Below are 19,491 nucleotides of genomic sequence, written 5' to 3'. Positions count from 1 at the left end.
CAAATTTCAGCCTGATACAGATTAACAGAATTTGCCTGGCGGCTTTAGCGCGGTGGTCCCACCTGACCCCATGCCGAACTCAGAAGTGAAACGCCGTAGCGCCGATGGTAGTGTGGGGTCTCCCCATGTGAGAGTAGGGAACTGCCAGGCATCAAACAAGTGAAGAGGCCATCCGGAAGGATGGCCTTTTTGCGTTTGTTTGCTGAAAAACGGCAGGCCGGGTAAGGCGAAGCCGCCACCCGGCAACTCAGAGCGTACTATCCCTGACAAACATTCAAACGAAGCAATTGCCGCTGATGGAAACGCCCAAGGATCAGCACCGTCGTTAACGCACCAAGCAGCGCGCAAAACATATCAGACTGGGTATCCCATGGATCGCCCTGCGTCCCCAGAAAATCATCCGCACCCTGTCCCATTGCCAAAGCTGCCCACCACTCAATGAGTTCATAGGTGGCGCTAATGGCCAGAGCAACACAGCACACCAGAAATCCCGTCATCTTATGTCCACGAACATACCCACCGCGCAGCAGAATTTCTCGCGCTGCCAGTGCGGGAACCAGCCCCTGGAAGAAGTGACCGAGCTTGTCATACGGATTTCGGCTAAGCCCGAGCATCTCCTGAACCTCAAAACCAACCGGAACCTTTGCATAGGTGTACATACCACCAACCATCAGAATGATGGCGTGGAAGAAAACCAGGGTATAGAGAAGGGGAGTCAGGGGGTATCGCCGATGCGTGGCAAGCAGAAGTGGGATGATGATAATGACGGGCGTCACCTCCATCAGCCAGGTGATGCGATCGCTCGTGAACAGGCCGGTATAAAACAGGATCAACAGCAGGAGCAGTGACCCGACTTTTAAAGCAGATAAGGTCATATCATTTTCATTGTCAGGGAAAAAAATCACTATTACCTGACAGAAGGGAAAATTCAATGCGTAGCAGATACAGAAAAGCAAAAACCCAGCCATAGGCTGGGTTCTTTAAATAGTGGTGCCCGGACTCGGAATCGAACCAAGGACACGGGGATTTTCAATCCCCTGCTCTACCGACTGAGCTATCCGGGCAACGGAGCGCATTAAACCGCAATCGCGCGCGATCGTCAACATTATTTCGGGAAAAGCTGTTCAACTGCTTAAGTTTGCGGCAATCTGTCCGTTTGTGCCCTGGAATTGCACAAATCTTCCAGACAGTTCAGGCAAGATGTGACAATGCTGACGGTAAGAGGAGGGCAGTATGGCAAACGACTGGCTTGAGCTGCGTCAGCATGCAGAAACAGGTATTGAGACAATTAAGGCGCATTTCGAAGGACATGCCTTTGATCCCCACTGGCATGATAGCTATCTGGTCGGAATAACCCTTTCCGGCACCCAGCAGTTCCACTGTCGCCGTGAACGCCACCGTAGCCAGCCGGGCGATGCTTTTTTACTTGAGCCCGGGGAGATCCATGACGGTGATGCGCCGATAGAGGGGGGCTTTACTTATCTGACCTTTTATCTGGATGAACACTGGCTCACCCGTACGCTTCAAGGGCTGTACGACTCTACTCCCGGGAGCTACACCCTCCACTTTGCCCAAACGCTGACGCGAGAGCCTCAGTTGGTGCGCGCTATCGGTGATACATTTGCCTCGTTGCATAACGATGAGATGAAGATCGTCCAACAGAGCACAATGGATAACCTGCTCTCTCAGATCACTGCCCACTGCCACTGGCGTAAGAAACTCCCGTCTCAGCTACAAAGCTCCGCCGTGGCGCATCGTGCCCGCGACTATCTCTATGCGCATATCGGCGAGAACGTGGGGCTGTCAGACCTTGCCCGTGAGACGGGTATAGATCGCTTTACGCTCACCCGCTGTTTTAAGCGCGAATTTCACCTGGCGCCGCACGCCTGGCTTATCCAGCTGCGCCTGGCAAAGGCCCGACAGATGCTGGCGTGTGGGGAACTGCCTGTTGATGTTGCGGCGGCAGTGGGTTTTGCCGATCAAAGCCATCTTGGTCGCTGGTTCCAGCGGGCATACCGTATTTCTCCGGCACACTACCGTCGGTTGTGCACAAACCTTCCAGACGTTTCCAGAAAATAACGGCACATTCGTGGCTCTAATAAAAAAGGAGTCACCTGTGAATTTATTACCCTTCCTGCTGTTTGCATTTGTCGCCTCGATTACACCGGGGCCAACCAATATTCTGGTACTGGCTAACAGTCAGCACTTTGGCGTAAAAAATACGTTTCCTGCGATCCTGGGCGGGTGTATTGCCGCCAGCGCTATTGTTCTGGTTTCAGGTGCTGGGGCAGGAGAAGTGTTACGCCAGTATCCGCTGATACGTCAGGTAATGAGCTGGGCGGGCGTGCTGTGGCTTTCCTGGATGAGCTGGCAGCTGTTTAGCGCCCCGGCCGCGAATCTCTCCTCCAGACGCCATGTCCGGTTTACCGCGCGGGCGGCGGCGTTATTACAGGTTGTAAACCCAAAAACGTGGATGATGGCGCTGGCAGTTGTCAGCCTGTTTGCTCCGGCAAGCGACCATGCATTTCGGGATGTTGCGCTGATGGCGCTATGGTTTCTGGCGATCTCCGTGGCTTGTTTGTTGTGCTGGGCGTGGCTGGGGAAGGCGGTGAACCGGATTTTCCGCACCACCGTGGCGATGGTGCGATTTCAGCGCGCGATGGCGCTGTGCTTGTTTATTTCCGCCTGGACGGGAATGCTGGCTTAGGTCAGAGCACCACCCATACGACACTGCGCGAACCGCAAAATATCTTCCGCCAGACGGTGCGCCGTATCCACATCCGCCTGGCTACGGTTCACCAGCATGCGGCTCAGGCAACCTTCCAGCACCAGCTCCATCTGCTTCGCGACCATTGCCGGATCATCCACTTCAAGCGTGGTCAGCAGCTCGTGTGTGAACTCGTGCGCGGCACGTTTTTGCTGATCTGCCAGTTGATGGATGGGGTGTCCGGGATCCGGATAGTAGGTGCAGGCGGCGATAAACAGACAGCCTGGGTAACGGTTGTTGGTTACACACTCCGTCAGTGCGGTATAGCGCGCCAGCAGCTTTTGCTCGGTGGTCAGCTCTTCATTCAGCATCAGCTGCCTGCGCCAGATATCCACCTGCTGGCTGAGATAGCGCAGGGCATCATACAGCAGCGCCTCTTTATCCGGCCAGAAGCGCTTAAGTTCATCCAGAGGGTAATCAATACGGTCGGCGACCATCTCAAGCGTGGTGCTGGCGATCCCTTGAATCTCAAGCAATTGCAGGGCTTGTCCCAGTACGTCTTCGCGTTGCACGGTTATCTCCTCCGCTATTCCCAACGGTTTGTCCCGTCTAAAGTGTTGTTTACGGTTGGCGATTGCGCAAATGCGCGTTGAATGTCGTTGCGTCCATAAACCCGGTTACACGCTGCGTCGGCTGTTCTTCCCCCTGTTCATTGAAGAACAGGATGGTAGGCAGCCCGAGCACATTAAGTTGCTTCAGTAGAGCCTTATCCTGCGCGCTGTTGGCGGTAACGTTCGCCTGGAGCAGAACGGTATCGCTCAGCGCATGTTGTACCAGCGGATCGCTGAAGGTGTATTTTTCAAACTCTTTGCAGGCCACGCACCAGTCGGCGTAGAGATCGAGCATGACCGGTTTGCCTTTCGCCTGCGCCAGGGCGCGGTTAAGGTCATCCACGTTCTTAATCTGTATAAAATTCAGATGAGCCTGCGTTTGACCTGCCGGGGTGCCAAACGCCCAGTCCTGTAGTGGACGGACGCTCACCAGCGCGGCCGCCAGCAGAAGGATCTGTAGCAGGCGCATCCACGGTTTCTTCGCCCCCAGACTCACGATAAACGCCCAACTGAAGAAGGCCACGCCGAGCATCGCCCACAGACGTGTACCCCACACATCACCAATGATGCGCTCCAGCAGGAATACCGGTAGCGCCAGAATGACAAAACCAAACGCGGTTTTCACCGTCTCCATCCACGGTCCGCTCTTCGGCAGCAGACGATTGCCAAACACCGTCACCAGGATCAGCGGCAGGCCCATGCCGAGCGCGTAGAGGTACAGCGTGCCGCCGCCGAGCCACAGGTTGCCGCTCTGAGCAATGTATAACAGGATGGCGCTCAACGGCGCAGTGGTGCAGGGGGAGCAAATCAGCCCGGCGATGGCACCCATGGCGAACACGCCGCCCGCAGAGCCACCCTGCTGACGGTTGCTCATCAGCGTCAGACGGGTTTGCAGGGAAGAGGGCAGTTGCAGGGTGAACAGGCCAAACATCGACAGCGCCAGCAGAATAAACACCGCTGACAGACCGATAAGCACATAAGGGTGCTGAAGGGCGGCCTGGAACTGCAATCCGGCAGCAGCGACCACGAGGCCGAGCGCCGTATAGGTTAACGCCATGCCCTGCACATAGATAAAGGCCAGCAACAGCGCGCGGGTAGTGGAAAGGCGTTGTTTACCGCCCAGCACGATGCCAGAGATAAGCGGGTACATGGGCAGTACGCAGGGCGTAAAGGCGATGCCGATACCAATCAATAACGCCCAAAGCGCTGAGAACGGAAGGTCTGAAGCGGCTTTGCCTTCGCCCCTCTCCCCTGAGGGGAGAGGGGAGGCCGCCGCTTTCACTTCGCTAAGCGGAACGACCTTTGTTTCAGGGGGATAGCAGAAGCCCGCATCGGCGCAGCCCTGATACGTCACCGTCAGGGTAGCGCCTTTATCCGCCTGATTCACCGTGACGGGCACGCTTAAGCGCTGACGATAAATTTCACTCTTACCGTAGAACTCGTCCTCGTGCCACTCGCCAGCGGGCATCTGCAATGCGCCGACGTTCGCCTTTGCCGGCGTGATGCTGACCTGCTTGCGATAGAGGTAGTAACCCTCTTTCACCTGCCAGGTGAGACTGAGATCGTGCTGGTTTTGCTGAAAGTCGAAAACGAACGCCTGGTCGGCAGGAATAAAGTTCGAACGGCCGGGTGCGTCAAACAATCCGGCAAAAGCTGACGTGCTGCACAGCAGCAGGATCAGCGTAATGAAGCGTTGAGCCATGAGAGATAATCGTTATCGCCGTGGACCACTGGCAGAACCAGCAGCTCCGGGGTTTGGTATGGATGATGAGACTTGAGGCAGTCGAGGAGCGCCTGCTGGTTTGTCAGGTTGGTTTTGAGCAACATCTGGACTTCGTACTCTTGCTCCAGCTTACCTTCCCAGTAATAAAGGGAGGTGGCGCCGGGAAGAAGTGTGACACAGGCAGCCAGTTTTTCGGCCAACACTTTGGCGGCCAGATCCTGGGCAGAAGCTTCATCAGGGGCGGTGCACAGTACAACAACAGCATCAGGCGTGTTCACAAGTCGACCTCCTCATCACGAAAGTCTTCACTATATCACGCAAGGCGGTTGGTCATTAATGAAACGGGCCGCAGAGCGGCCCGATTTTAACTATTTTTACAACGGCTAATCGTTTACAGCACAATGCCGCCGATGATAAAGCCGAGGATCACGCAGAGCGTAATCGCCACCACGCCCGGGATCAGGAACGCGTGGTTAAACACGTATTTACCAATACGGGTTGAGCCAGTGTCATCCATCTCAACCGCGGCCAGCAGGGTTGGGTAGGTGGGCAGCACGAACAGGGCGGAAACCGCTGCAAAAGAGGCAATCGCCGTCAACGGCGTCACGCCCAGCATCAGTGCCGCAGGCATCAGCGCTTTGGTGGTCGCAGCCTGGGAGTACAGCAGCGTCGCGGCAAAGAACAGCACTACTGCCAGCAGCCACGGATAGTTGTGCAGCAGGTCGCCTGCAACGGTCTGGATATCGCTAATGTGCGCTTTCACAAAGGTATCGCCGAGCCACGCCACGCCCAGCACGCACACGCAGGCGCTCATGCCGGATTTGAAGGTGCTGGCGTTCAGCACTTCGCTGGTGTCGATTTTACAGGTGATGCTAATCAGCGTCGCGATGGTCAGCATAAATACCACAATGGCTTCGTTACGCGGCAGAACCGGGTTCTGGATCAGACCTACCGTATCGCTGATGGCGGTGGCGTAGAACATCACGGCGACGATACCAATCAGGAACAGCAGCACGGAGCGTTTTGCATGCGGCTTCAGCTCGAAGACCTGGCTACCGCGCAGGCTCACTTCACCTTTTGCCAGACGTTCCTGGTAAACCGGATCGTCTTTCAGCTCGGCGCCGAGGAAGTTACACAGCACGGCAGTGATCATTACCGCAATCAGCGTCACCGGAATACAGATTGCCAGCAGCGTCAGGTAACTTACGCCCATCGGCTCAAGGATACCCGCGAAGAAGACCACCGCCGCGGAAATGGGCGAGGCGGTAATCGCAATCTGGGAGGCGACCACGGCAATAGAAAGAGGGCGAGACGGGCGAATACCCTGCTCTTTCGCCACTTCGGTGATTACCGGCAGCGTGGAGAAAGCGGTATGGCCAGTACCGGCGAGGATGGTCATAAACCAGGTCACCAGCGGGGCAAGGAAGGTGATGTATTTCGGATGGCGACGCAGCATACGCTCCGCCAGGCTCACCAGGTAGTCCATACCGCCTGCGACCTGCATAGCCGCGATAGCAGCAATAACCGCCATGATGATTTCGATAACGTCAAAAGGGATTGCGCCGGGTTTAATCTGAAAGATCAGGGTAAGTACAAGCACCCCGAGACCGCCGGCAAAACCGATGCCGATACCCCCGAGTCGTGCGCCCAAATAAATCGCCAACAGGACGATGACGAGTTCTGCTCCAAACATAAAGACCTGCCTTGCTCATTAACAAGTTGATATTGAATTGTTGTGTTTTGGTAACGCCCATAAAGAAAAAAGGCACGTCACAAGTGACGTGCCTTTCGGAAGCTTAGCCTGAACGGTTACTGTTCGCTTTCATCGGTATATCGTTTCGCTTTATATGCCGGGTGCATCAGGTTCTGGGCGGAGAAGATATCGTCCAGTTCGGCTTCGGTCAACAATCCTCGCTCGAGAACCACCTCACGCACGCTCTTACCGGTTTCGGCACAAATCTTCCCGACGATATCGCCGTTGTGGTGGCCGATGAACGGGTTGAGGTAGGTGACGATGCCGATGGAGTTATAGACGTAGCCTTCACACACTTCTTTATTCGCGGTGATGCCGTTGATGCATTTTTCCAGCAGGTTGTAGCAGGCGTTGGTCAGAATATGGATAGATTCAAACATCGCCTGGCCAATCACCGGCTCCATCACGTTCAACTGGAGCTGACCGGCTTCCGAGGCCATGGTGACGGTCGTATCGTTACCAATAACCTTGAAGCAAACCTGGTTCACCACCTCTGGCACCACCGGGTTCACTTTAGCTGGCATGATGGATGAACCCGCCTGCAACTCTGGCAGGTTGATTTCATTCAGGCCAGCGCGCGGACCGGAGGAGAGCAGGCGCAGGTCGTTACAGATTTTGGACAGTTTCACCGCCAGACGTTTCAGTGCGCTGTGCACCATCACGTAGGCGCCGCAGTCTGAGGTAGCTTCAATCAGGTCTTCCGCAGGCACAACCGGCAAGTTGGACACTTCAGCCAGCTTCTGTACCGCCAGCTGCTGATAGCCATCTGGCGTGTTCAGGCGTGTACCGATGGCGGTTGCGCCCAGGTTCACTTCCAGCAGCAGTTCGGACGTGCGCAGCAGGTTTTTGGTCTCTTCATTCAGCAGCACGTTAAACGCGTGGAATTCCTGTCCGAGGGTCATTGGCACCGCGTCCTGCAACTGGGTACGGCCCATTTTCAGGATGTCCTGGAACTCAACGGCTTTACGCTGGAAGCCATCGCCCAGCTGATTAATCGCGTCGACCAGTTTGACGATAGAGGCATACACCGCGATGCGGAAGCCGGTTGGGTAGGCGTCGTTGGTGGACTGACATTTGTTAACGTGGTCGTTCGGGTTCAGGTACTGGTATTCACCTTTCTGATGACCCATCAGCTCCAGGCCGATGTTTGCCAGCACTTCGTTGGTGTTCATGTTGACGGAGGTGCCCGCGCCGCCCTGATAGACGTCGACCGGGAACTGATCCATGCATTTGCCGTTGTTCAGCACCTCATCGCACGCGGCGATAATCGCATTTGCAGCGCTTTTAGGAATGGTTTGCAGCTCTTTGTTCGCCAGAGCCGCGGCTTTTTTTACCATCACCATGCCACGCACAAATTCAGGGATGTCGCTGATTTTGCTGTTGCTGATGTAGAAGTTTTCAATCGCTCTCAGAGTGTGAACACCATAGTAGGCATCCGCTGGAACTTCCCTGGTACCCAACAAATCTTCTTCGATACGAATGTTGTTTAACATGTGAACCTTCTTTTCAAGCTGCCGATGGATTGTACTAAACACACAGTATATATGTGGTTTTGAATATTTTATGACCGACGATTATTCCCTCAATCGGCCAGATGTTCGAGATCATATGCTGATGATAGCGAATTGCCGTAAGCTGGATCACTTATTATCGACCCGATTTCATGATAATTATTAATCTGTGAAATATGTCACCGCTTTAATATTTCCAGAAAAAATATCCGTGCAAACCGATTGAATTTTGGCTAACCGTCACCATTTCTTATCTACGCGCTTCGCGAACACATTCAGTCAGGGGCCTGAAGGCACCTGCCACACAGGAGATGCCAGTGCGCTGGATACCATTTATTGCTTTCTTTCTTTATGTTTACATTGAGATTTCGATTTTCATCCAGGTTGCCCATGTGCTGGGCGTCCTGCTGACGCTGATTCTGGTGATCTTCACCTCCGTCATCGGCATGTCGCTGGTGCGCAATCAGGGTTTCAAAAATTTCCTGTTAATGCAGCAGAAGATGGCCGCAGGCGAAAGCCCGGCCGCCGAGATGATCAAAAGCGTGTCGCTGATTATTGCTGGTTTGCTGCTGATCCTGCCTGGTTTCTTCACCGACTTCCTCGGCCTGCTGTTGCTGTTGCCGCCGGTGCAGAAGCATCTGACCATGAAGCTGCTGCCGCACCTGCGTTTCAGCCGTATGCCAGGCGGTGGTTTCAGCACCGGCCCGGGGGATACCTTTGAAGGGGAATACCAGCGTAAGGATGAGCAGCGCGACCGGTTAGATCATAAAGACGATCGGTGAGTTTGTGGCCCGGTGGCGCTCGCTCACCGGGCCTGCGGATCTTGCCGCTTCGGTAAAAACACCCACAGCCCCGCCAGCATGACGATGGCGTACACACTCTTCCATCCTACCATCGCCAGCAGCATCAGGCACAGGACACACCCGACAGCCGCCAGCGCCTTAAAGCGACCTTTCAGCAGCCGACAGCCCGCCAGCATGCACAGCAGGTAGATCATGATGAAAATACCGTTGGCGTAGACAATCAGCGCGTCAAGGTTGATGTCGAGGAGATAAATGGCCAGGGAACTCACCACGCAGCAGCCCAGTACGGTATTCAGCGCATTCACCGGAAGCTGACGTTTTGACAGGCGTGAGAGGGGGCTATCCGGTTTATAAAGTGCCTGAGACCACACCAGCCGGGCGAAGCTCTGAATATAGATGTTGAGGCTGGCAAAGCAGGCGAGATAGCCAATCACGCAGGCTACCCACAGGGCCTTAACGCCAAACAGCTGCACCACGATGCCCGGCAGCGACGCGGCGGCGGCTTTCTCTTCACCGAACGCGTTGAAGTGCAGCACCAGTACGGTACAGGCCCAGTACACGGTACCCGCCAGCAGCAGGCCAATCATCAGGGCGCGGGGGAAATCACGCTCGGGCTGTTTAAACTCGGATGCCAGATGAGCGAACGCCTCCAGACCGACGAAACACCAGAACATAACGGATAGTGCAGCGAAAAGCTGTGCGTGGTCGATGTCGTTAATCGCGGGGAAAGGAATATCCGCCACGGTAATGTCACCCGCAAACCAGATGGCGACGATCAGCGCGACAATTAACACGGCGACCAGCGTTTGCAGATTGGCGCTGGAACTGGCCCCGCGCGAGCCAACCCACCAGACAATGGCCAGCGTACCGAGTTCAGCCAGCAGCAGCTGTTCATCGTGCCAGCCAAACAGCGCCTGTCCGAAGCCGGTTGCGATATGCAGGGCTGCCGGAAGGCCAACGGGTATCACCGACAAAAATAGCCAGCCGGTGACGCGCTCCATCCGCGGCCCAAACGCCATGCCGACAAAATGCGCTACGCCGCCTGCGCTCGGGAAGTGCCGCCCGAGTATGGCAAAGACAATCGCCACCGGAAACACCAGCACGATCAGCACCGGCCATGCCCAAAGACTGTTATTGCCGGCAACCAATGCCGCCAGCGCGGGAACCGCAAATACCCCCGTGCCTAATAAAGACGTTGAGAGTAAGCCAATGCCCTGCGCCAGCCCCAACTCCTGCCTGAGTCCACTCATTTACCTCGTCCCGCGACCATCAAAAGAGAGTGGATGGTAACACTTTCGCAAATTTTTTTTCGATTACCCCTTGAAGGGGTAAAAAGCTATCCCCATCTCTCAGGGCACTAGCCGGAAAACCGCATGCGGACCGGCGTCATCCATAACTGATAATGACTTTCTCAAAGGAGAGCTATCAATGAGTATTCGTCCGTTACATGATCGTGTGATCGTCAAACGTAAAGAAGTTGAAACCAAGTCTGCTGGCGGCATCGTTCTGACCGGTTCAGCAGCAGCAAAATCAACGCGTGGCGAAATCATCGCTGTCGGTAAGGGCCGCATCCTGGAAAACGGAACTGTGCAGCCACTGGACGTTAAAGTTGGTGACATCGTCATTTTCAACGATGGCTACGGCGTGAAATCCGAGAAGATCGACAATGAAGAAGTGTTGATCATGTCCGAGAGCGACATTCTGGCAATTGTTGAAGCGTAATTAACGCACGAAACTGTACGAATTTGAGGAAATAAGAACATGGCAGCTAAAGACGTAAAATTCGGTAACGACGCTCGTGTAAAAATGCTCCGCGGCGTAAACGTACTGGCAGACGCAGTGAAAGTCACTCTGGGCCCGAAAGGCCGTAACGTAGTGCTGGACAAATCCTTCGGCGCGCCAACCATCACCAAAGATGGTGTTTCTGTTGCACGTGAAATCGAGCTGGAAGACAAGTTCGAAAACATGGGCGCACAGATGGTGAAAGAAGTTGCCTCTAAAGCGAACGACGCTGCCGGTGACGGCACCACCACCGCGACCGTACTGGCGCAGGCGATCATCACCGAAGGCCTGAAAGCCGTTGCTGCGGGCATGAACCCAATGGATCTGAAACGTGGTATCGACAAAGCTGTCGCCTCTGCTGTTGAAGAACTGAAAGCGCTGTCCGTACCGTGCTCTGACTCTAAAGCCATTGCTCAGGTTGGTACTATCTCCGCTAACTCCGACGAAACCGTAGGTAAACTGATCGCTGAAGCGATGGATAAAGTCGGTAAAGAAGGCGTGATCACCGTTGAAGACGGTACTGGTCTGGAAGACGAACTGGACGTGGTTGAAGGTATGCAGTTCGATCGCGGTTACCTGTCTCCATACTTCATCAACAAGCCAGAAACTGGCGCTGTTGAGCTGGAAAGCCCGTTCATCCTGCTGGCTGACAAGAAAATCTCCAACATCCGCGAAATGCTGCCAGTGCTGGAAGCCGTTGCGAAAGCAGGCAAGCCGCTGGTAATCATTGCTGAAGACGTTGAAGGCGAAGCGCTGGCGACTCTGGTGGTTAACACCATGCGTGGCATCGTGAAAGTGGCAGCGGTTAAAGCACCTGGCTTCGGCGATCGTCGTAAAGCGATGCTTCAGGATATCGCTACCCTGACTGGCGGTACCGTGATCTCCGAAGAGATCGGTATGGAGCTGGAAAAAGCGACCCTGGAAGACCTGGGCCAGGCGAAACGCGTTGTGATCAACAAAGACACCACCACCATCATCGACGGTGTGGGTGAAGAAGCTGCTATTCAGGGCCGTGTTGGTCAGATCCGTAAGCAGATCGAAGAAGCAACTTCCGATTACGACCGTGAAAAACTCCAGGAGCGCGTAGCGAAACTGGCAGGCGGCGTAGCGGTAATCAAAGTCGGTGCGGCTACCGAAGTTGAAATGAAAGAGAAGAAAGCACGCGTTGACGATGCCCTGCACGCGACCCGTGCTGCGGTAGAAGAAGGCGTGGTTGCTGGTGGTGGTGTCGCGCTGGTGCGTGTAGCCGCTAAACTGGCTGGCCTGACTGCTCAGAACGAAGACCAGAACGTGGGTATCAAAGTTGCGCTGCGCGCGATGGAAGCTCCTCTGCGTCAGATCGTGTCCAACGCCGGTGAAGAGCCGTCTGTGGTTGCGAACAACGTGAAAGCGGGTGAAGGTAACTACGGTTACAACGCGGCAACTGAAGAATACGGCAACATGATCGACTTCGGTATCCTGGATCCAACTAAAGTGACCCGTTCTGCACTGCAATACGCGGCATCTGTAGCTGGTCTGATGATCACGACCGAGTGCATGGTGACCGACCTGCCTAAAGGCGACGCGCCTGACTTAGGTGCTGCTGGTGGTATGGGCGGCATGGGTGGCATGGGCGGCATGATGTAATCATGTTGTTCTGAACCTCTCAGAACGAACCCCGGGCAGCAATGCCCGGGGTTTTTTATTGTCTTCTACTCAAACGTGCCTTTCACGCACACAACGCCTCCACTCACCATCTGGCGGCCTTTCGCCCAGACCTCACGGATCTTAAGATCATCGGTCAGCACAAGGACGTCGGCATCGCATCCGGGCGCGATCCGCCCTTTATGCTCCAGGCCGAGAAACTCCGCCACGTTACGCGTAAACGGCAGAAGCGCCTCCTCCAGCGGCAGGTGATACCGGCCGACCAGCTGCTGTAGCGTCTCAAGCAGGGATTCAAATCCCGCCACGCCAATGCCAACAAGATTACCATTTGCGTCAAAATTCGGCTGGCTGCCGTTGCCATCCGAGCTGAGCGTGAGCCGGTTAAACGGCACCTGTGCTTCACGGGCCGTCGCGATAGCGGTGGCGGCATCAACAGGCTCGCTGATGCTGGTGGTGATGTCGATGTACCCCCCTTCGCGGGCATAGTCCAGTGCGGCGTGGAACAGTGCCTGGGCGCGGTTGACGTGAGTTGGCAGCAGCTTCGTGCGGGGCACGTCGGCGTTATTCAGGATGTTAAGCAGCGGCTCCAGCAGTTTCGGGCTGTTGCCGAGGTGAAACACGGATATCCCCGCTTTGGCGCCCAGCAGCCCGCCGACTCGCGACTGGGCGGCTATATTCGCGAGCTGGTCATCTGCCGGAGCGGAAGAGCGATGGTCGGAAATCGCGCATTTCACGCCAATGATTTTATCAATCAGCGCCACATCCTTTTCGATACTGCCGGTAATCGTCGGAGAAGGCAGGCCATACGCGCCTGTCAGCATCCACGTGCTGATCCCTTCATGCTCTAGCGCCCGCGTTTTCGCCAGCAGCGACTCGGGATGGCGGGTCACGCCGTCGGTGCCCAGCAGGCCAACAACGGAGGTGATGCCAGCCGCCACCAGCGCAGACAATCGCACCTCTGGCGTCCGGGTGTGGGGACCGGCTTCACCGCCGCCGCCAATCAGGTGTACATGCTGATCGATAAACCCCGGACAAACCACCGCTCCGACGAGATCGCTTTCAGGACAGTCTGGCCTCGTTGTGGCGTGGCCCGCTTTTTCGACTGCGACGATTTTTCCTCCGGCAATCAGCAGATCGCAATGCCCAAGATCCTCGGGAGCGTAAAGCTGCGCATTGCGGAAAAGGTGCGGTTCCAGCACTGAAAAATCCATTTTTATCTCCTCAGAAGAGTAGCTGCATCACCCACATTGAGAGCAGGGCGTTAATGACGCAGATAGTGATGATGTGCGGATAATACTTCGGGTTGACGCCTGCGGTGCCAAGGCAACGGCCCGTGTTTTGCACCGGATTACCCATCAGATAGATGGCGGGCAGCAGGATGGTGGCATCGTGACCGTTGAGCGTGCCGGCAGCGACCAGACTGGCGCAGACCCCCACACCGCCGCCCATGCTCATTACCGAGGCCAGAAGAACCGTTGCCGCCGCACCCGGAAGCCCCCACAGGGCCATGATGGGCTCGCATACCCTGCCGACAATATCCAGCAGGCCGGTTACCTTGAGCGCCTGAATGATGACAAACGCCATGACCACGTTCGGCAGCAGGCTGGTGGTGGCGATGGTAAAGCCGCGGCGGGCGCCATCGATAAACAGGTCCATGATATTTTTACGCGGCTGGGCGATCATCTTTCCTCCTGAACGCGGCGAACTTCCATGTGGGCGATCCACAGTCGCAGGAAGTTCGCGCCAACAAATTTGAACACCAGAATGACGGCAAGCGGCGTGATCACTGGGACGGTAATAAAGGTAAAGAGTGCGGCACCAGAAGAAAAATAGTTGGTAATAATGGCGCTACCGCTGGTCTGGAAGGTGGCGAAAATGGCGCGTTCATGGTCAGTAATCGCCCCTTCGTCAGTCAACTCTTTGGTCATCCCTGCGGCTGCATCGGTATTTTGCAGGTTGGCGATAAGCGCCAGAGAGCAGATGCCCGGCACGCCGAGCAGCGGACGCAGAATGGGCGTCATGAGCTGTTGTGCGGCGCGCAGCCCGCCCAGCCCCTCGGTAACGGCAATGATCCCGAGCGATAAAATGACCGAGGGCGCCAGTTCAAGGGCAAATAAAAAACCGTCTTTCGCTCCTGTGCCGCCCTCACCGCGAAACGTCAGCGCGCCGTTCACCGGTCCAAAGCTGCCGTTCAGCACGGTAAAATCCAGCACGCGCCACCATTCGGTACTTTTGGCGAAAAAACCTGAGAAAAATACGATGGTGAGCACGAACGCCAGATAGCCCACCCAGGTTACTTTTTCCTCTCCTGAGGATGATGCACTCATGAAACCCCCTTTTTTGAGTCGCGTACAAAAGTTGTACGTCGCATCACTAAAAACGATCGGGGGCTAAAACACGATATCCCAAAGGTTATTATCAGAATTCATTTAAGATGTCGGAGGAGTGCGAGCGGAATCTGGCTCGCAGAAATGCTCAGCATTTTTCTTTTGGTCATCTTTTTAGTATAAGGTTTACACGCGGACAACTACTGTCCAGCTTATTGAAAACGAGGAATAACATGCGCATAAAAGTCTGTGCAGGGATTGTAGGTGCAGCATTGCTGCTGGCGGGTTGTAGCACCAGCAATGAGCTGACGGCAGCGGGCCAGAGCGTTCGCTTTGTGGAAGATAAGCCGGGCAGCGAATGCCAGCTGTTAGGCACCGCCACTGGCGAGCAAAGCAACTGGATGTCGGGGCAGCACGGCGAAGAGGGCGGCTCTATGCGCGGTGCGGCCAATGCCCTGCGTAATCAGGCTGCGGCAATGGGCGGCAATGTGATTTACGGGGTGAGCAGCCCGACGCAGGGGATGCTGTCCAGCTTTGTGCCAACCGCCAGCCAGATGAACGGCCAGGTCTATAAGTGCCCGAACTGATATAACTTTTTGATGGCGCTGCCGCTTTATCTCCAGGGCAGGTAAGCGTAGCGCCACCTGACTTTTTACTGCTGCCGCAGCTGCAAATCCAGCGGCGTCTTACTCGGCTCTCCGCCAATCTCACGTGCCAGCTTCGGCACCATATAACCCGAAACCAGCGTTAACAGCTCGCGCATAATCTTCCGGGCCTCTTCATCTGTCACCATGAAGTGCGCCGCGCCCTGGACGCGATCCAGAACATGCAGGTAATAGGGCATTACGCCCGCATCAAATAAGGCATTGCTGAGATCGGCCAGCACGCGGGCGCTGTCGTTCACGCCGCGCAGTAATACGCTCTGGTTGAGCAGCGTCACGCCTGCCTTTCGCATACGCGCCATCGCCGCACGAAAGTCCGCGTCAATTTCATTCGCGTGGTTGATATGGTTCACCAGCAGCACCTGCAAACGGGACTGCTCCAGGCGCGTGACCAGGGTGTCGGTAATACGCGCCGGGATGACGATCGGTAAACGGCTGTGAATGCGCAGACGCTTAATGTGCGGGATGGTCTCAAGCTGAGTCAGCAGCCAGTCCAGCTCATGATCTTTTGCCATCAGCGGGTCGCCGCCGGAAAAGATGATTTCATCCAGCTCCGGGTGCGCCGTGATGTACTCCAGCGCCACCTGCCAGTTGCGCTTATTGCCCTGGTTTTCGGCGTACGGGAAGTGGCGACGGAAGCAATAGCGGCAATTTACCGCGCAACCGCCCTTAACCAGCAGCAGGGCACGATTGCGGTATTTATGCAGCAAACCCGGGACGACACTGTTCTGCTCTTCCAGCGGATCGGTGCTGTATCCGGGAGCGGTAATAAACTCATCCTGAGAAGTAAGCGTTTGTTTTAATAACGGATCATCAGGGTTACCCTTTTCCATTCGGGCAACAAACGCGCGGGGAACGCGCAGGGCGAAAAGGCGCTTCGCCTCACGACCTGCACGCAACGCTTCGTGCTGTTCGAGGTCTAAAAGACGCAGCAATTCATCAGGACTGGTGATTACATCGGCAAGTTGCGATAACCAATCTTCTCTGGACGGGGTGTTTAGGGTTACAATATGCGCCATTTTGTGGCTTAGCTACCAGTTAACAAATTTAGAGGGCCTTATGGCAACGTACTATAGCAACGATTTTCGTGCTGGTCTTAAAATCATGATGGACGGCGAACCGTACGCGGTTGAAGCCAGCGAATTCGTTAAACCAGGTAAAGGCCAGGCATTCGCACGCGTTAAGCTGCGCCGCCTGCTGACCGGTACCCGTGTTGAGAAAACCTTCAAATCTACTGACTCTGCTGAAGGCGCTGATGTTGTCGATATGAACCTGACTTACCTGTACAACGACGGTGAGTTCTGGCACTTCATGAACAACGAAACCTTCGAGCAGCTGTCTGCGGACGCGAAAGCGATTGGCGACAACGCCAAGTGGCTGCTGGATCAGGCTGAGTGCATCGTTACCCTGTGGAACGGTCAGCCTATCGCGGTTACGCCTCCGAACTTCGTTGAGCTGGAAATCGTTGAAACCGATCCAGGTCTGAAAGGTGATACCGCAGGTACTGGCGGCAAGCCTGCCACCCTGTCTACCGGCGCGGTGGTTAAAGTGCCACTGTTCGTACAGATCGGTGAAGTGATCAAAGTGGATACCCGCTCCGGCGAATACGTATCCCGCGTGAAGTAATTTACGTCATGATTAAAGGCGCAGCGCCCGCTGCGCCTGATTTTGCAGGCAGGGAAGATGAAACGTACCGTTAAAATTCTGCTTCTGTTAGCGTTCTCCAGCGCAATTCTCTCCGGTTGCAACACCGCGCGTGGCGTGGGCGAAGATATTCAGGATCTCGGCCATATCATTTCCCATGCGGCCAGCTAATTCCGTCTAATTTTCCTAAAAATTCTTCCTTTTCCGTCAAACGACAAGATCTTGTCTATTCTTAAGTTGCTATACACAAAATAACTTTGGCTATAAAAGGAAGATATTATGGTTAAGAAAACAATTGCAGCGATCTTTTCTGTTCTGGTGCTTTCTTCGGTACTGACTGCATGTAACACCACCCGTGGCGTAGGGGAAGATATCTCCGACGGTGGTAACGCGATTTCTGGCGCAGCAACTAAAGCTCAGAACTAATGAAAGCGACGGTACGGCAGCTAACTTCACCGTACCGTCAATTCTCCACTTCCTGTAGCGATAAAAACGGGGAGTAACGCGTATCCATATGAAGCTTCATGCGGATATTGCGTTTGTACGTATACACCGTTTTTCCGTTAATGCGCAGATTGCTGGCAATTTTCTGGTTGCTCGCACCATCCATCCACAGGGTCAGTACTCTCTCTTCCTGACGCGTCAGTAACGGTGCCGCCATTTCCGGAAGCTCCGCGCTTACGCATGTCGTTAGCGCGTCGTTTATCACCGCCGCCAGTTTTTCCAGATCGGTATTTTTGGAAAGTGAAGACCATATCGGGAACTGCGCCAGATAATCTGTCATCTCCTGCTCCTGCCCCGATTGCAGCATAATAAAAGGCAATGTTTCGCTGGCAATAAGCAGGGAAGATAGCTGCTGAAAATGGTGTAAATCCTGCCGGAAGCCCGATAAATCAGCGATGACCAGCGCAGGTTTCCATTGCAGAATATGCTCTCTGGCGAGGAAAAGATTATTTACCCCGGTTACGACGAAATGACCCGAAAACAGGTCTGAATGATTGAGCCAGGCTTCAAATCCCGTGCGGGTGAAGTGACAACGGTCAATCAAAAGAATTTTGAACATATAATTTTCGCAGTCGGCTAGTGGTTTGGCTTCCTGCCATCAGAAAGCCTATCATCATAGAGAAGTCGGATGAGTCATAAATGCCTGAACTCCGTGCCTTACTGAGGCTATTTCTTGCCTTAACGTGTTCAGTAGAAAAAGTTTGAAAAAAAATTCCATGCTAACCAAAATATAAGGCGCAACCTCAGCCTTGCGGGACGACCCGTAAGCGCTTCATTCATCGGGGACGGCCCCAACTTGTCGTTAAGTTAAGGAGCCTGATATGTCCTGGATCGTTCTTGTTATTGCCGGTTTGCTCGAAGTGGTATGGGCAATTGGCCTGAAATATACCCACGGTTTTACCCGCCTGACGCCCAGCGTCATCACTATCGCCGCAATGATTGTCAGTATCGTCATGCTGTCATGGGCGATGCGAACCTTGCCAGTCGGAACGGCTTACGCTGTCTGGACTGGAATTGGCGCGGTAGGGGCTGCCATTACCGGCATTCTGCTGCTGGGGGAGTCTGCGAGTCTGGCGCGCATCGCCAGCCTCGCGTTAATCGTCGCGGGTATCATCGGGTTAAAACTCAGTACGCACTAATGCAGCTGTTTTACCCAGATTAATTTCGTCACGTCAAACCCTTGCCGGGTCGCTATGTCCAGCATCTGCTGTTTCATTTCCGTCGAGATCGTTGGCGTGCGGGAGAGGAGCCATAGATAGTTGCGATCCGGCCCACACACCAGCGCATGGCGGTACTCTCTGTCCAGCGCAATGACGTTATACCCGCCATAGAATGGGCCGATGAAAGAGACTTTCATGGCCGCGCGGTTAGACGCGCCGGTGAAATAGGCCTGACCAACTGACTGCTGCCACATCTGGCGATCCGGGTTATAGCCGCGGTTAATGACCCGGATCCCGCCGTCATCCATCGCGCTGTAGCTGACCGTGACTTTTTCTAAGCCCCGTTCGAACTGATGGTCCATTCGGGCGATTTCATACCAGGTGCCGAGGAAGCGCTGTGCGTCGAAATTACTGACTACCGTGACGCCAGGCGGAGGAGTAGGGGAACTGCAAGCAACCACTAAAAACGCGGCTGTTACTGCGGCAATAACAGGCAGAATGCGCATAGGAGTTTCCTTACTGTTTTTTGTTAAGTGTAGATGACAGCAAGGAAAATGCGGGAGATTGTGCAGAGTGTTTTGCCGGGTGACGGCTTCGCCTTACCCGGCCTACAAAGTTCACGCATTGTGTAGGCCGGGTAAGCGCAGCGCCACCCGGCAA

Annotated in this window: 23 protein-coding genes, 1 tRNA gene and 1 rRNA gene; 11 read left to right on the top strand and 14 right to left on the bottom strand. The window is 54.8% G+C overall.

The annotated features are described in order from the left end of the window. Positions 1-34 precede the first annotated feature (34 nt). Positions 35-150 (top strand): 5S ribosomal RNA (rrf, locus tag SK62_RS19130). A gap of 107 nt (positions 151-257) precedes the next feature. Here rrf and SK62_RS19125 read toward each other — a convergent pair. Both SK62_RS19125 and SK62_RS19120 read right to left on the bottom strand, forming a co-directional pair. Then, on the bottom strand, positions 258-875 hold the full coding sequence (locus tag SK62_RS19125) for a DUF2238 domain-containing protein (protein WP_026094410.1): 618 nt from the start codon (positions 873-875) through the stop codon (positions 258-260). Positions 876-988: 113 nt separating this feature from the next. Then, positions 989-1,064, bottom strand: a tRNA-Phe gene (locus tag SK62_RS19120). Between the two features lie 169 nt (positions 1,065-1,233). Here SK62_RS19120 and SK62_RS19115 point away from each other — a divergent pair. Both SK62_RS19115 and SK62_RS19110 read left to right on the top strand, forming a co-directional pair. Next, a complete protein-coding gene (locus SK62_RS19115) occupies positions 1,234-2,079 on the top strand; it encodes an AraC family transcriptional regulator (RefSeq protein WP_017694689.1) in 846 nt (281 codons plus the stop codon). Between the two features lie 37 nt (positions 2,080-2,116). Then, positions 2,117-2,707 (top strand): LysE family translocator, encoded by a 591-nt coding sequence (locus tag SK62_RS19110; protein ID WP_017694688.1) that lies wholly within the window; start codon positions 2,117-2,119, stop codon positions 2,705-2,707. Here SK62_RS19110 and SK62_RS19105 read toward each other — a convergent pair. The 5 genes from SK62_RS19105 to aspA form a co-directional block, all read right to left on the bottom strand. Next, on the bottom strand, positions 2,704-3,279 hold the full coding sequence (locus tag SK62_RS19105; protein ID WP_017383972.1) for a transcriptional regulator: 576 nt from the start codon (positions 3,277-3,279) through the stop codon (positions 2,704-2,706). The two genes, SK62_RS19110 and SK62_RS19105, sit on opposite strands and share 4 nt — an antisense overlap. Positions 3,280-3,328: 49 nt before the next feature. Next, complete coding sequence (locus SK62_RS19100; protein ID WP_017694687.1) at positions 3,329-5,020, bottom strand: protein-disulfide reductase DsbD; 1,692 nt, start codon at positions 5,018-5,020, stop codon at positions 3,329-3,331. Further along, positions 4,996-5,319 (bottom strand): divalent cation tolerance protein CutA, encoded by a 324-nt coding sequence (gene cutA / locus SK62_RS19095; RefSeq protein ID WP_003855908.1) that lies wholly within the window; start codon positions 5,317-5,319, stop codon positions 4,996-4,998. Before cutA ends, SK62_RS19100 begins: the two co-directional genes overlap by 25 nt. A 113-nt stretch (positions 5,320-5,432) precedes the next feature. Next, positions 5,433-6,734, bottom strand: a complete 1,302-nt coding sequence (locus SK62_RS19090; protein ID WP_003855921.1) for an anaerobic C4-dicarboxylate transporter — start codon at positions 6,732-6,734, stop codon at positions 5,433-5,435. A gap of 116 nt (positions 6,735-6,850) precedes the next feature. Further along, positions 6,851-8,287 carry an aspartate ammonia-lyase gene (gene aspA / locus SK62_RS19085; protein WP_015572444.1) on the bottom strand — a complete coding sequence of 479 codons (1,437 nt, stop codon included), beginning with the start codon at positions 8,285-8,287 and terminating at the stop codon, positions 6,851-6,853. Between the two features lie 335 nt (positions 8,288-8,622). Here aspA and SK62_RS19080 point away from each other — a divergent pair, with 335 nt between their 5' ends. After that, positions 8,623-9,087, top strand: a complete 465-nt coding sequence (locus SK62_RS19080) for an FxsA family protein (protein WP_003855925.1) — start codon at positions 8,623-8,625, stop codon at positions 9,085-9,087. A 23-nt stretch (positions 9,088-9,110) separates the two neighbouring features. On the opposite strand, the gene yjeH is transcribed toward SK62_RS19080, so the two are convergent. Continuing rightward, on the bottom strand, positions 9,111-10,358 hold the full coding sequence (gene yjeH / locus SK62_RS19075; RefSeq protein ID WP_032646955.1) for an L-methionine/branched-chain amino acid transporter: 1,248 nt from the start codon (positions 10,356-10,358) through the stop codon (positions 9,111-9,113). Positions 10,359-10,536: 178 nt separating this feature from the next. Between yjeH and SK62_RS19070 the strand changes: the two genes are divergently transcribed. Next, a complete protein-coding gene (locus SK62_RS19070) occupies positions 10,537-10,830 on the top strand; it encodes a co-chaperone GroES (protein WP_003855929.1) in 294 nt (97 codons plus the stop codon). A gap of 39 nt (positions 10,831-10,869) precedes the next feature. Next, positions 10,870-12,516, top strand: a complete 1,647-nt coding sequence (gene groL, locus SK62_RS19065) for a chaperonin GroEL (RefSeq protein WP_015572446.1) — start codon at positions 10,870-10,872, stop codon at positions 12,514-12,516. 65 nt (positions 12,517-12,581) lie between these two features. On the opposite strand, the gene iadA is transcribed toward groL, so the two are convergent. From iadA to SK62_RS19050, 3 genes are read right to left on the bottom strand one after another with little or no spacing between them, the layout of a single operon-like run. Then, positions 12,582-13,745 (bottom strand): beta-aspartyl-peptidase, encoded by a 1,164-nt coding sequence (iadA, locus tag SK62_RS19060; RefSeq protein ID WP_039271981.1) that lies wholly within the window; start codon positions 13,743-13,745, stop codon positions 12,582-12,584. 10 nt (positions 13,746-13,755) lie between these two features. After that, positions 13,756-14,217, bottom strand: coding sequence for a YjiG family protein (locus SK62_RS19055; protein WP_015572448.1), 462 nt, complete (start codon positions 14,215-14,217; stop codon positions 13,756-13,758). Further along, the gene (locus SK62_RS19050; RefSeq protein WP_015572449.1) at positions 14,214-14,861 is read right to left on the bottom strand and encodes a nucleoside recognition domain-containing protein; all 648 of its coding nucleotides are present in this window, start codon (positions 14,859-14,861) and stop codon (positions 14,214-14,216) included. Before SK62_RS19050 ends, SK62_RS19055 begins: the two co-directional genes overlap by 4 nt. Before the next feature lie 233 nt (positions 14,862-15,094). On the opposite strand from SK62_RS19050, the gene SK62_RS19045 reads away from it, so the two are divergent. Next, entirely contained in the window at positions 15,095-15,448 is a 354-nt protein-coding gene (locus tag SK62_RS19045) for a DUF4156 domain-containing protein (RefSeq protein ID WP_003855938.1), read from the top strand. Positions 15,449-15,513: 65 nt separating this feature from the next. Here SK62_RS19045 and epmB read toward each other — a convergent pair whose 3' ends face one another. Beyond that, positions 15,514-16,542 carry an EF-P beta-lysylation protein EpmB gene (gene epmB, locus SK62_RS19040; protein WP_017383968.1) on the bottom strand — a complete coding sequence of 343 codons (1,029 nt, stop codon included), beginning with the start codon at positions 16,540-16,542 and terminating at the stop codon, positions 15,514-15,516. A gap of 40 nt (positions 16,543-16,582) precedes the next feature. Between epmB and efp the strand changes: the two genes are divergently transcribed. The 3 genes from efp to ecnB all read left to right on the top strand — a co-directional run bounded on the left by efp (position 16,583) and on the right by ecnB (position 17,593). Then, positions 16,583-17,149, top strand: coding sequence for an elongation factor P (gene efp, locus SK62_RS19035; protein WP_003855940.1), 567 nt, complete (start codon positions 16,583-16,585; stop codon positions 17,147-17,149). A gap of 57 nt (positions 17,150-17,206) precedes the next feature. Continuing rightward, positions 17,207-17,338, top strand: a complete 132-nt coding sequence (locus SK62_RS19030) for an entericidin A/B family lipoprotein (protein ID WP_015572451.1) — start codon at positions 17,207-17,209, stop codon at positions 17,336-17,338. 108 nt (positions 17,339-17,446) lie between these two features. Then, entirely contained in the window at positions 17,447-17,593 is a 147-nt protein-coding gene (gene ecnB / locus SK62_RS19025; protein WP_003855942.1) for a lipoprotein toxin entericidin B, read from the top strand. Between the two features lie 37 nt (positions 17,594-17,630). Here the strand turns inward: ecnB and SK62_RS19020 are convergent, their stop codons facing one another. Next, complete coding sequence (locus SK62_RS19020) at positions 17,631-18,230, bottom strand: helix-turn-helix transcriptional regulator (protein WP_032104122.1); 600 nt, start codon at positions 18,228-18,230, stop codon at positions 17,631-17,633. 262 nt (positions 18,231-18,492) lie between these two features. On the opposite strand from SK62_RS19020, the gene sugE reads away from it, so the two are divergent. Further along, positions 18,493-18,810, top strand: a complete 318-nt coding sequence (gene sugE / locus SK62_RS19015) for a quaternary ammonium compound efflux SMR transporter SugE (RefSeq protein WP_015572453.1) — start codon at positions 18,493-18,495, stop codon at positions 18,808-18,810. Here sugE and SK62_RS19010 read toward each other — a convergent pair. Continuing rightward, positions 18,807-19,337 carry a lipocalin family protein gene (locus tag SK62_RS19010; protein WP_023295791.1) on the bottom strand — a complete coding sequence of 177 codons (531 nt, stop codon included), beginning with the start codon at positions 19,335-19,337 and terminating at the stop codon, positions 18,807-18,809. The genes sugE and SK62_RS19010 overlap by 4 nt on opposite strands. Positions 19,338-19,491: the final 154 nt, after the last annotated feature.

The sequence above is a fragment of the Enterobacter sp. BIDMC109 genome (genome assembly GCF_001037885.1).
GTDB lineage: Bacteria > Pseudomonadota > Gammaproteobacteria > Enterobacterales > Enterobacteriaceae > Enterobacter > Enterobacter hormaechei_C.
The sequence above is the reverse complement of the archived record's forward strand: the minus strand, read 5'-3'. Positions and strand labels throughout refer to the sequence as shown.

Coding starts and splice junctions, on each gene's coding strand:
- SK62_RS19070 (WP_003855929.1), top strand. CDS start 10,537: ATGAGTATTCGTCCGTTACATGATCGTGTGATCGTCAAACGTAAAGAA.
- SK62_RS19010 (WP_023295791.1), bottom strand. CDS start 19,337: ATGCGCATTCTGCCTGTTATTGCCGCAGTAACAGCCGCGTTTTTAGTG.
- iadA (WP_039271981.1), bottom strand. CDS start 13,745: ATGGATTTTTCAGTGCTGGAACCGCACCTTTTCCGCAATGCGCAGCTT.
- SK62_RS19125 (WP_026094410.1), bottom strand. CDS start 875: ATGACCTTATCTGCTTTAAAAGTCGGGTCACTGCTCCTGCTGTTGATC.
- aspA (WP_015572444.1), bottom strand. CDS start 8,287: ATGTTAAACAACATTCGTATCGAAGAAGATTTGTTGGGTACCAGGGAA.
- SK62_RS19115 (WP_017694689.1), top strand. CDS start 1,234: ATGGCAAACGACTGGCTTGAGCTGCGTCAGCATGCAGAAACAGGTATT.
- SK62_RS19090 (WP_003855921.1), bottom strand. CDS start 6,734: ATGTTTGGAGCAGAACTCGTCATCGTCCTGTTGGCGATTTATTTGGGC.
- sugE (WP_015572453.1), top strand. CDS start 18,493: ATGTCCTGGATCGTTCTTGTTATTGCCGGTTTGCTCGAAGTGGTATGG.
- SK62_RS19045 (WP_003855938.1), top strand. CDS start 15,095: ATGCGCATAAAAGTCTGTGCAGGGATTGTAGGTGCAGCATTGCTGCTG.
- yjeH (WP_032646955.1), bottom strand. CDS start 10,358: ATGAGTGGACTCAGGCAGGAGTTGGGGCTGGCGCAGGGCATTGGCTTA.
- ecnB (WP_003855942.1), top strand. CDS start 17,447: ATGGTTAAGAAAACAATTGCAGCGATCTTTTCTGTTCTGGTGCTTTCT.
- SK62_RS19050 (WP_015572449.1), bottom strand. CDS start 14,861: ATGAGTGCATCATCCTCAGGAGAGGAAAAAGTAACCTGGGTGGGCTAT.
- groL (WP_015572446.1), top strand. CDS start 10,870: ATGGCAGCTAAAGACGTAAAATTCGGTAACGACGCTCGTGTAAAAATG.
- efp (WP_003855940.1), top strand. CDS start 16,583: ATGGCAACGTACTATAGCAACGATTTTCGTGCTGGTCTTAAAATCATG.
- SK62_RS19100 (WP_017694687.1), bottom strand. CDS start 5,020: ATGGCTCAACGCTTCATTACGCTGATCCTGCTGCTGTGCAGCACGTCA.
- SK62_RS19020 (WP_032104122.1), bottom strand. CDS start 18,230: ATGTTCAAAATTCTTTTGATTGACCGTTGTCACTTCACCCGCACGGGA.
- SK62_RS19030 (WP_015572451.1), top strand. CDS start 17,207: ATGAAACGTACCGTTAAAATTCTGCTTCTGTTAGCGTTCTCCAGCGCA.
- epmB (WP_017383968.1), bottom strand. CDS start 16,542: ATGGCGCATATTGTAACCCTAAACACCCCGTCCAGAGAAGATTGGTTA.
- SK62_RS19055 (WP_015572448.1), bottom strand. CDS start 14,217: ATGATCGCCCAGCCGCGTAAAAATATCATGGACCTGTTTATCGATGGC.